A 10,702-nucleotide genomic window follows, 5' to 3' on the forward strand; every position below is an offset into this window, starting at 1 on the left:
TATGAAAAAGTTTTCTGAAAGCATTGAATTAAAAAAAGAATAGTGCTATATTTTATTTATAGAACTTTGGAAACCGGTTTCCAAGATGGGAGGATTAAAATGAGCCAAAAGAAAGAACAATACAAATTAATTTCTCAGGAACTATTGAAGTTTATTGGGGGAAAAGAAAATGTGCAAGGGGCAGCTCACTGTGCTACTAGATTAAGACTAATTTTGAATAATAATGATAGGGCAGACTTAAAAGCAATTGAGAAAATTGATTTAGTTAAGGGAGTATTTATTGCAGGAGATCAATTACAAATAATATTTGGTGCAGGTACTGTAAACAATGTTTATGATGCATTTATAGAAGAAACAGGTAAAGGTGAAATGTCATTAGGAGAAGTAAAAGCAGTAGCTTCTCAAAAACAAAATTGGTTTCAAAAGTCAATAAAATCATTATCAGATGTATTTGTTGAAATAATTCCAGGTTTACTTGCAGCAGCTTTATTAATGGGAATTACAGGATTATTAAGCCAACAAGGTATATTTGGTGAACAATCAATAGTAGAAATGTATCCAGCTTTAGCAGGTTTAAATAGGTTTATACAAATAGCATCTACAGGTATATTTACAATATTACCACTTTTAGTAGCATATTCAGCTACTAAACGTTATGGTGGTTCTCCAGTTTTAGGTTTAGTTATTGGAGCTATAATGCTACATCCAGACCTAGCAAATGCATATTCAGCTGCTAATGGAAGTGTAGAACCAGAAGTAATTAACTTATTTGGTTTAAAAGTAGAGTTAGTTGCATTCCAAGGTGGAATAATAATAGCTTTAATGATGGGATTTGTAACTGCTAAGTTAGATAAATTCTTCAATAAGAAAATACCAGATATGGTTAAATTATTTTTATCACCAATATCTACAGTTATAGTAGCTACATTTTTATTATTTACTATAATAGGTCCAATAGGTCGTGAATTAGCTAATATTGTAACAACATCATTATTATGGTCTACAGAAAACTTAGGTATATTAGGATATATGCTATTCGCAGGAATTCAACAAATAATAGTTATTACAGGATTACATCATGTTATAGGAGCTGTAGAAGCTCAATTAATAGCAGATACAGGTAGAAACTTTATAATGCCTTTAATGTCAATAGCATTAATTGCACAAGGTGGAGCTGTATTAGGATATTTATATTTAAAATGGAAAGATGATAAAACAAAGCAAATTTGCATATCATCATTTGGATCAGTTCTTTTTGGAATATCAGAACCAGCAATTTTTGGTGTAACATTAAAGAATAAGTTTCCATTAATAGCGGGGTGTTTAGCAGCTACCCTAGGTGGAGCGTACATTTATATAACTAAGGTATCAGCAATAGGATTTGGAGCTACAGCTATTCCTGGACTTGCTATTGTAGCGGCTGAAAATAATGGACACTTAAATTATTTAATAGCTCATCTTATAGCATTATTAGCAGGAGCGATATTTACAATTCTATATGGAAAAGTGAAATTGAAGATAAAATAGTTAGTTAAAGAGAGGATGTATTGATGGATATTTTTAAAGAAGAAAAACATAGAACTATATTAGAAGCAACAAATGAAGAACTTTTAGAGCTAAAAGATAAAGCAAAAGATAAGCTATGGAAACCTATATATCATATATATCCACAATATGGATTGCTAAATGATCCCAATGGATTAGCTTATTTTAACGGAAAATATCATGTTTTTCACCAATGGTATCCTTTTGGAGTTACACATGGAATGAAGCATTGGGCTCATTTAGAATCAGAGGACTTAGTTTCATGGAATAGACTACCAGTTGCGATAATTCCAACTGAAACGTACGAATCACATGGAGCTTACTCGGGAAATTCAATTGAAATAAATGAAGAGTTGTATTTATACTATACTGGAAATATAAAATTTGATAAAAATAATAGGAGTGCAAATCAATGTTTAGCCATAATGAATAAAGATGGCGAAATAAAGAAGTATGAGAATAATCCTATAATTGAAGGTGTTCCTAATGGATATACAGGACATGTAAGAGATCCTAAGGTTTTTAAATTAAAAGAAAATTATTACATGATACTTGGTGCACAAAGAGTAAATGAAACTGGAACATTTATTATGTATAAATCTATTGACGGAATCAAATGGGAATTAATTGGTGAGCTGGAATTAGAGAATTTTCCTAAAGAATTTGGTTACATGTGGGAATGTCCTGATTATGTGAGAATAGATGATAAAGATGTTTTAATATTTTCCCCACAAGGTATAGATGAGGAAGGAAACAAATATAACAATATATTTAATGTAATATATGCAATAGGAAAACTAGATATAGATAATTTGAAATTTAAGGTGGATTCATATGAAGAACTAGATAAAGGCTTTGATTTTTATGCACCACAAAGTTTTAAAGGAAAAGATGGACAAGTATTACTGTTTGCTTGGGCTGGAATGGGAGAATTTAAATACCCAACAGATAAAAAGTTATGGGCACATTGTCTAACCTTTCCTAGAGAATTATCCATTAGTAATAATAAATTAATACAAAAACCAGCTAAGGAGATACTAAAATTAAGTAAGTTAGTAGTAAGTGAAAATGGAATTGTTAATAAAAAAGAAATAATAGCAAATGACAATAATACTTATTATTTGAAAGCGAATTTAACTTTAAATGAAGCAAATAATTTTGGGATAAATTTATGTTCTTCTAATGAAGAAAGACTAGAGTTAAACTTCAATAGAGAAAATAATAGTGTTTCCTTAAATAGAAATAAAATGAAGAATAGATTTGTTGAAGGATATGGATTAACTAGAGAAGCAGAAATAAATATAGATAAAAATATAGATATTGAAGTTATAGTTGATAATAGTATAGTTGAAATATTTATAGATGGTGGCAAAATAACTATGAGTACAAGGGTATTTCCATTAGAAAAGTCTACAGGAATAGAGATATATGCAGATAATGAAATAAGATATAATTATACTAAGCATGTGTTGAATTCAGGAATTTTAGATTAAAGGAGTAGTACAATGAAAAAAGTATATTGTATTGGAGAACTACTAATAGATTTTGTATCTAACAATGGAGAGGAATATAGCAAGAAACCAGGGGGAGCTCCAGCAAATGTTGCAGTAGCAATTAGCAAGTTAGGAGGAAAAGCTTACTTTTTAGGGCAAGTAGGTAAAGATAACTTTGGTAAATATTTAGAAGAGGTTCTAATAGATAATAATGTAGATACAAAGTATCTAAAAAAAGAAAGAAGGACAACCTTAGCTATGGTCTCCCTAGATAAATCTGGAGAAAGAAACTTTGATTTTTATAGAGGTGGAGATGGAGAATATGAGGTTGATATAAATGATTTATCAATAGATAGTGATACTATAGTTCATTTTGGATCAGCAACAGCATTTTTACCAGGAAATCTTAGAAATACTTATTATAAAGTTTTAGAAGATGCTAAGAATAAAAAGGCAACAATAACATTTGATCCTAACTATAGAGAAGTATTAATAACAGATGATATAATGAAACAATATAAAGATGATTGTTGGAATTTTATGAGGGAAGCTGAATTTATAAAGATAAGTGATGAAGAGGCTAAGCTTCTAACTGAAACTGATAATATAGAATTAGCCGTTAAGTCTTTGATAAATAGTAAATTGAATGCAATAGCAATTACTTTAGGAAAAGAAGGTACTATGATAATTAAAGATGGAAAGGCAATTGTTATTGGCTCTATCAAAATAAAACAAAAGGATTCAACTGGAGCAGGGGATGCGTTTGTAGGAGCTGTATTATCACAATTATCAAAAATAGATAATAAAAATGATGTATCATTTGATAATTGGAAGAAAATAATTGAGTTTGCTAATAAGGTTGGAGCAATAACTTGCACAAACTATGGAGCAATAACATCTATCCCTACAATGGAGGAAGTAGAGTCATATATAGAGAGTGAATAAAAAGGAGCTGTGTGTACAGCTTCTTTTTTAATATAAGTTCTTAAGTTCTTAACTTTTTAAAAAGATAAGAAACTATATTTTTTCAATTATAATTTCCTAAAGAATTAAAAAAGGAGCTATGCACTAATTATTTAGTGCAACAGCCCCATCTTTACTATCTTTCTTTGTTTGCTATCTCTTCAAGAATTCTAGCTTCAAAGTCTGCATATGCCATGCTTCCTTCATCACCATTTTTTCTACTTCTAACAGCAACAGCATTGTTTTCAGCTTCTTTTTCACCAACAACTAAGATATAAGGAACTCTTTCTAATCTAGCTTCTCTTATCTTATATCCTATCTTTTCAGCTCTGTAGTCAGCTTCAATTCTAATTCCCTTATTTCTAAGAGATTTAACAATAGATTCAGCATAATCATTATATTTATCTGATATTGGTAAAATCTTAGCTTGAACTGGTGCCATCCAAGTTGGGAATGCTCCAGCATACTTTTCGATTAAAGTAGCAATTGTTCTTTCATAGCATCCAATTGATGATCTATGAATGATATAAGGAGTTTTCTTATTACCATCTTTATCGATGTAAGTCATATTAAATCTATCTGCTAATGCAAAGTCAATTTGAACAGTTATTATTGTATCTTCTTTTCCGTGAACATTCTTACATTGAATATCAAGCTTTGGACCATAGAATGCAGCTTCACCAGCAGCTTCAACATATGGAATTCCAATGTGATCTAAGATGTTTTTCATTATAACTTGAGTTTCTTCCCAAGCCTTAGCGTTATCTATATATTTAATCTTGTCTGTTGGATCCCATTTAGAGAATCTGTAAGTTATATCTTCAGAGATTCCTAAAGTATCCATAACGTAGTTAATTAAATCAACAACTCCTTTGAATTCTTCTTCAAGTTGTTCAGGAGTAACAATTATGTGACCTTCAGATAAAGTGAATTGTCTAACTCTAGTTAGTCCGTGCATCTCTCCTGATGATTCATTTCTGAATAGAGTTGAAGTTTCAGCATATCTTATTGGAAGGTCTCTATAGCTGTGTTGTTCTGCATTATATATAGTGAATTGGAATGGACAAGTCATTGGTCTTAAAGCCATAACTTCATCATCTTTTTCTTCATCACCTAAAACAAACATACCATCTTTATAGTGAGACCAGTGACCAGATACTTTGTATAGGTCACTCTTAGCCATATATGGAGTCTTAGTTAAAACATATCCTCTTCTTTCTTCTTCATCTTCAATCCATCTTTGAAGAGTTTGGAAAAGTTTAGCCCCCTTTGGCATGAATAGAGGAAGTCCTTGACCTACATTTTCATGAGTTGTAAATATTCCAAGTTCTCTTCCTAATTTATTGTGATCTCTCTTTTTAGCTTCTTCTAAAGCTTCTAGATAAGCATCTAAGTCAGCTTTCTTTAAGAATGCAGTACCATAGATTCTAGAAAGCATTTTATTCTTTTCATCACCCTTCCAGTATGCACCAGCAGTTCTAAGAAGTTTTATTGCTTTTACATTTTTAATTGACATTAAGTGTGGTCCAGCACATAAGTCTGTGAAATCACCCATTTTGTAGAATGAAATAACTTCATCTTCTGGTAGGTCATTTATTAATTCAACTTTGTAAGGCTCATCTGCCATTAATTTTAAAGCTTCATCTCTTGGAAGCTCAAATCTTTCTATAGCTGGATTTTCCTTAATTATTTTTTTCATTTCTTCTTCTAACTTTTCAACATCTTCAGCTGAGAAAGCTATATCTCTATCGAAATCATAGTAGAATCCATTTTCAATGGATGGTCCAATAGCAAGCTTTGCTTCTGGGAATAATCTTTTTACAGCATAAGCTAAAACGTGAGATATACTGTGTCTTACAGCATCCTTACCTTCTTGAGAATCAAATGTGCATATAGCAAGCTCCACATCTTCATTAACAATGTGACGAAGGTCTACAACTTTTCCATTAATAATACCGCAACATGCGTTTCTAGCTAATCCTTCACTAATAGATTTAGCTATATCAAGTACTGATAGTCCGTCTTCAAATTCTTTAATTGAACCGTCTTTTAAAGTAACTTTAATCATTTTTATATCTCCTTCCAAATTCTTTTCTAAAATAAAAAAACTCCGTTCTCTAAAAATATAGAGACGAAGAAATATCCGTGGTTCCACTCTAATTACCCATAAAAATATATTATAGGTCGCTTAAGTTTATCGTAACGTGATAATTACGGACTTTATTAGAGTCACTCAGAGGTGGTCTTCAGTTATGTTCATTTAAAGATACTTTCAGCTAATGTATCCTCTCTCTGAAAATGAAGTAAATAACTTACTCTTCTCTTCAACGTTTTAAAAATTATATTTTATTTATTAATTATAGTTATTTAATTTTTTTATGTCAACATGTTAAATTATTAAAATAAATAATATTTACATATACAGTAAAGAAAAACTACTAGAAGTAGATATAAATATAAGTTGTACCATTTGATATATTTATATATTTGAAAATATTGTTGCTGAAAATAGTTAAAAAACACAAATTCATTACTATATAATGTAAATACAGAACTGTTTTCTTTCTATACTCTTTAATTATAGGTAGATATAATCTAAAAAAATGAGCTTTGTATCTATTAAGAATATAGGTGAGGAGGTATCTATAAATAATGTTAAGCAATCAATATTAGGAAGGAGGATATTGAATATTTTTAGTACGTTCTAAGTTAAAGAGTATATTATCATCGCCAATTAAAGTAAACGTTATAATGATATATATTAAAAAGATGTAATAAAAATTAATATCTAAATAGGTATTTGCACATATTCAATAATTAATATTAGGAGGAAATATGAAAGTAAAGCGTTTAAAAATTAAAAAGGTTACTAGTATTATTTTAGCCTTAATGATTATATTAGCACTATTTCCATTTCAAGTATTGAGTATAAAAGCTGCTAGTAGTGAGTTGATTATCAATGATTCTGACATAGGAGAAGGGGTAAATAAGTTTAATTTTCAAGGTAACTGGAAAACTAGTGTTGGATACCCAGATAGATTCAACGGAGGAGATGAACATTGGTTTAATTTTGAAAATTATACAGAAGGTGATGATCTTCCAAGCTATAGTGTTAAATTTAAGGGTACTGGAATTGAACTTTATGGAGAAAAGCAACCCAATTTAGGTATATATAATATTTATCTAGATGGAAAAAAGATTGATACGGTAGATGCATACAGCTCAAGTATAATGTCTAATCAAAAGTTATATTCTAAAACAGGGCTTGATTATGAAGAACATATATTAAAAGTTGAGTTATCAGGAACAAAGAGTGTTAATTCATCAGCTGCAGACGGAGAAGTTGATTATGTGAAGATATTTGGGATTTCTGAAGAAACTGAAGGGGATATAGGAACGTATATTTCTAAAATTGAAGATAGCGACACTACAACTAAAAGTGAGCTTTTTAAATTTAAGTATACAGGAAACTGGAAAAGCGGTAGTGGATCCCCAGAAATATTTTCTAACGGAGATGAACATTATGCATATTCAGGTGACTATTATGAGATTAAGTTTATAGGATCAAAGATTGAAATTTATGCAACTAAGAATGAAGCACATGGTGTATATGATGTGTTTATAGATGGAGAAAAGGTTGGAATTGCAGATGGAACTACTGTAGGAAGCAATAAGCACCAACAATTAATTTATGCTTCTGAGAATTTAGTAGAAGGTGAGCATATACTTAAAGTTGCATTACCAGAGGAATCAAATAAAGCAATTCAGGTTGATTTTGCTAAAGTGTATCACAAGACACCAATTAATGCTACAAATATTGCATTAAGTGAGTATGATTTATTATTAGAAAGCGGTATGACAAGAAAGGTTAATGCAAATGTTTCACCAAGTATAGCAACAAATAAAGAAGTTGTTTGGCAAAGTGAAGATGAAGATATTGTAACGGTAGATTCTACAGGAATGATTAGTGCAGTAAGTAAAGTAGAAGCTACTACAAAGGTAATAGCTTCAATAAAAGGAACAAACATTAAGGCGGAAGTTAATGTTAAAGTAGTACCAGCTATTGAGTATTTATCAGCATTCATAGGATCTACAGATATATTGGATACACAAGATGATTACTATAAGCTTATGAGTCAGTACAAAGAAACTTGGAGCGATGTTGCTTGGAGAGGAGATGTGTTAAATTCTAAGATTGTAACCTGTTCTAGAGATGAGAAAGTTCATAATGTACAAGTTATTGCAAGTGATTTTAAGAGTGACAATTCTTTAATTAAAGCGTCTAACATCGAAGTAAAATGGTTGAAAGAAGTAATGGCTAATATTGGTCGTGGAAATAGTTCTGCACCTGTAAAACCATTTCCAGATGTAATATACAAAGGTGGAAAGATTGATATTGAACCAGAAACAGTACAATCTGCATGGATTAAGATAAACATACCTAAGGATGCAAAACCAGGGATATATAAAGGTAAAATTAAAGTAACAGCAGATGAATTAGATAAGGCATATGAATTTGATTATCAACTTGAAGTCCTTGATTTAGTTCAGCCAGAAACAAGTGAAACTGATACACAAATTCAAATTTGGCAACATCCATTTGCTGTAGCAAACTACTATGGTGTAGAAGAAGAAGAATATTTTACTGAAGAACATTTTAAATATATGCGTTCTTCAATGAAAGAATATCAAGACTTAGGTGGAAAAGATGTAGTTGCAAATATTGTTGAAGAAGCGTGGGGACATCAATCATATTACAGTGATCCATCTATGGTAAAGTGGACAAAGAAGAAAGATGGAACATTTGAATTTGATTATACATGGTATGATGCATGGATTAATTTCCAGATAGAATGTGGAGTGCTAGATCCAGAAAATAATATTGGGCAGATAAAATGCTATAGTATTGTTCCTTGGAATAATACAATAGCTTATTATGATGAAGCTTTAGGAAGAAATGTTAGTTATACATTTAATCCGGGAAATCAAGACTGGATAGATATGTGGAAACCATTTTTAAGAGATTTTATGAAACACAGTAAGGAAAAAGGTTGGTTTGATATGACATATATTTCTATGGATGAACGTGGCTTAGAACAATTACGTCCAGCTGTAGATTTAATTGAATCAGTAAAGGATGAAAATGGTGAAAGTTTTAAAATTTCATCAGCATTTAATTATGACAGTCAGACAGATTATTCATTTACTGATCGTATTGATGATATATCTATAGGGGTAAGTCATGTATCTCATCAAAGTGATAAAATGAGAGAAATGTCTGAACATCGTAGAAATCTTGGATTAACAACTACCATTTATGCATGTACAGGAGATTATCCAGGAAACTTTACAATTAGTGATCCAGCTGATAATACATGGATGATGTGGTACACATTAGCTCATAATACAGATGGATTTATGCGTTGGGCTTGGGATAATTGGGTACAAGATCCATTAAATAATGTGACATATAAGTATTGGGAGCCAGGGGATGGATGGTTCATTTATCCTGTAGAAAAGGGTGATGATTCAAATCCTGATTATTATTACAGTACACCAAGATATGAAATGCTAAAAAAAGGTGTACGTGATATTAATAAGGCGAAATATCTTATGGAAAAGTCAGAAGAACTAAATACTGAGATTACTGAACTAGTTGAGTCAATGAGAAGACCAAAACAAGGCGGAAATGGATATGGAAGTGCTGTAGCTGCAAGTGAAGAAGAGCGTAAGATTGTATTTACAGAAACAGAACGTATGCGCGAAGGTGTTATGACTTTATCTAAAGAATACATTGCACAACAGAATGTACTTGTTGAAACAATTATTACTGATAAAGATGAAGTTGTATTAAGTGAAGGAAAAAGTATTAAGGTAGATTGTAAAGTAGTTCCTGAAAATGCAACAGATAAATCATTAAATTGGTCAAGCGATGACGAAACAGTAGCAACAGTAAAAGATGGATACATCACTGCTGTAAAAGAAGGAAATACTTTTGTTAATGTAAAAAGCAATGATGGAAATGCTAGTAAAGAAATTAAAGTAACTGTTAAAAAGTCCACATCAACAAATCCCATTAAACCAGAAAATCCCAATAATGATGAAGATGGAGATGATAAAGATGCAAGCGCTACTGAAAAAACTGGGGATTCAAGCAACTTTATTGCATGGGGAATTTTATTGCTTATGGGTGCTGGAGTGATTTTTATGTTTATTAGAAAGAAACGAGCATAAAAAAGTAAGACATTAAAGTTATTTGAATTATATTAAAGCTGGGAGATAGTAAATTAACTAGAAAGAAGGCTCTCCTGGCTTTTTATATTACAAAGTTAAAGATAAAATGAGTATAAAGATATTGATTTATAGGGAAAAGGTATTGTATAATAATGGTAATGAATGCAGATGTGGCGGAATTGGCAGACGCACTAGACTTAGGATCTAGCGCCTTAGGCGTGGGGGTTCGACTCCCTTCATCTGCACCATTTATGCGGAAATGGCTCAACGGTAGAGCGCCACCTTGCCAAGGTGGATGTTGCGGGTTCGAATCCCGTTTTCCGCTCCAAAGCTACATTTATAAAAAGCTCTAGCGAAAATGCTAGAGCTTTTTGTATTTAATAGATTTCTTCAAGTAGTTTTTGAATTTTTATATTTTCAATCATTTCTTCGGTATATAAAGTCCCACCCATGAGATATAATATAAT

Annotated in this window: 5 protein-coding genes, 2 tRNA genes and 1 other annotated feature; of the genes, 6 read left to right on the forward strand and 1 reads right to left on the reverse strand. The window is 31.1% G+C overall.

Going from position 1 to position 10,702, the window contains the following annotated elements; translation table 11 throughout:
- The first annotated feature begins 99 nt into the window (after nt 1–99).
- The 3 genes from KIB46_RS10665 to KIB46_RS10675 are packed head-to-tail and all read left to right on the forward strand — an operon-like array spanning nt 100 to nt 3,983.
- Complete coding sequence (locus KIB46_RS10665) at nt 100–1,527, forward strand: PTS transporter subunit EIIC (RefSeq protein WP_291671822.1); 1,428 nt, start codon at nt 100–102, stop codon at nt 1,525–1,527.
- A 23-nt stretch (nt 1,528–1,550) separates the two neighbouring features.
- A complete protein-coding gene (locus KIB46_RS10670; protein ID WP_291671823.1) occupies nt 1,551–3,038 on the forward strand; it encodes a sucrose-6-phosphate hydrolase in 1,488 nt (495 codons plus the stop codon).
- Between the two features lie 12 nt (nt 3,039–3,050).
- A complete protein-coding gene (locus tag KIB46_RS10675; RefSeq protein WP_291671824.1) occupies nt 3,051–3,983 on the forward strand; it encodes a carbohydrate kinase in 933 nt (310 codons plus the stop codon).
- A gap of 154 nt (nt 3,984–4,137) precedes the next feature.
- Here the strand turns inward: KIB46_RS10675 and thrS are convergent, their stop codons facing one another.
- Entirely contained in the window at nt 4,138–6,069 is a 1,932-nt protein-coding gene (gene thrS, locus KIB46_RS10680) for a threonine--tRNA ligase (RefSeq protein ID WP_291671825.1), read from the reverse strand.
- A gap of 56 nt (nt 6,070–6,125) precedes the next feature.
- Nucleotides 6,126–6,338: a binding site (T-box leader), on the reverse strand.
- Between the two features lie 498 nt (nt 6,339–6,836).
- On the opposite strand from thrS, the gene KIB46_RS10685 reads away from it, so the two are divergent.
- The 3 genes from KIB46_RS10685 to KIB46_RS10695 all read left to right on the forward strand — a co-directional run bounded on the left by KIB46_RS10685 (nt 6,837) and on the right by KIB46_RS10695 (nt 10,563).
- The gene (locus tag KIB46_RS10685) at nt 6,837–10,235 is read left to right on the forward strand and encodes a glycoside hydrolase domain-containing protein (protein WP_291671826.1); all 3,399 of its coding nucleotides are present in this window, start codon (nt 6,837–6,839) and stop codon (nt 10,233–10,235) included.
- Between the two features lie 164 nt (nt 10,236–10,399).
- Nucleotides 10,400–10,483 (forward strand) — tRNA-Leu (locus KIB46_RS10690).
- A 5-nt stretch (nt 10,484–10,488) separates the two neighbouring features.
- A tRNA-Gly gene (locus KIB46_RS10695) sits at nt 10,489–10,563 on the forward strand.
- The last annotated feature ends 139 nt before the right edge of the window (nt 10,564–10,702 follow it).

Source organism: Clostridium sp., assembly GCF_018372875.1.
Taxonomy (GTDB): Bacteria; Bacillota; Clostridia; order Clostridiales; family Clostridiaceae; genus Clostridium.

Excerpts from the sequence above, each read along its gene's own strand:
- KIB46_RS10665 (WP_291671822.1), top strand. The coding sequence starts at position 100 with ATGAGCCAAAAGAAAGAACAATACAAATTAATTTCTCAGGAACTATTG.
- KIB46_RS10670 (WP_291671823.1), top strand. The coding sequence starts at position 1,551 with ATGGATATTTTTAAAGAAGAAAAACATAGAACTATATTAGAAGCAACA.
- KIB46_RS10675 (WP_291671824.1), top strand. The coding sequence starts at position 3,051 with ATGAAAAAAGTATATTGTATTGGAGAACTACTAATAGATTTTGTATCT.
- thrS (WP_291671825.1), bottom strand. The coding sequence starts at position 6,069 with ATGATTAAAGTTACTTTAAAAGACGGTTCAATTAAAGAATTTGAAGAC.
- KIB46_RS10685 (WP_291671826.1), top strand. The coding sequence starts at position 6,837 with ATGAAAGTAAAGCGTTTAAAAATTAAAAAGGTTACTAGTATTATTTTA.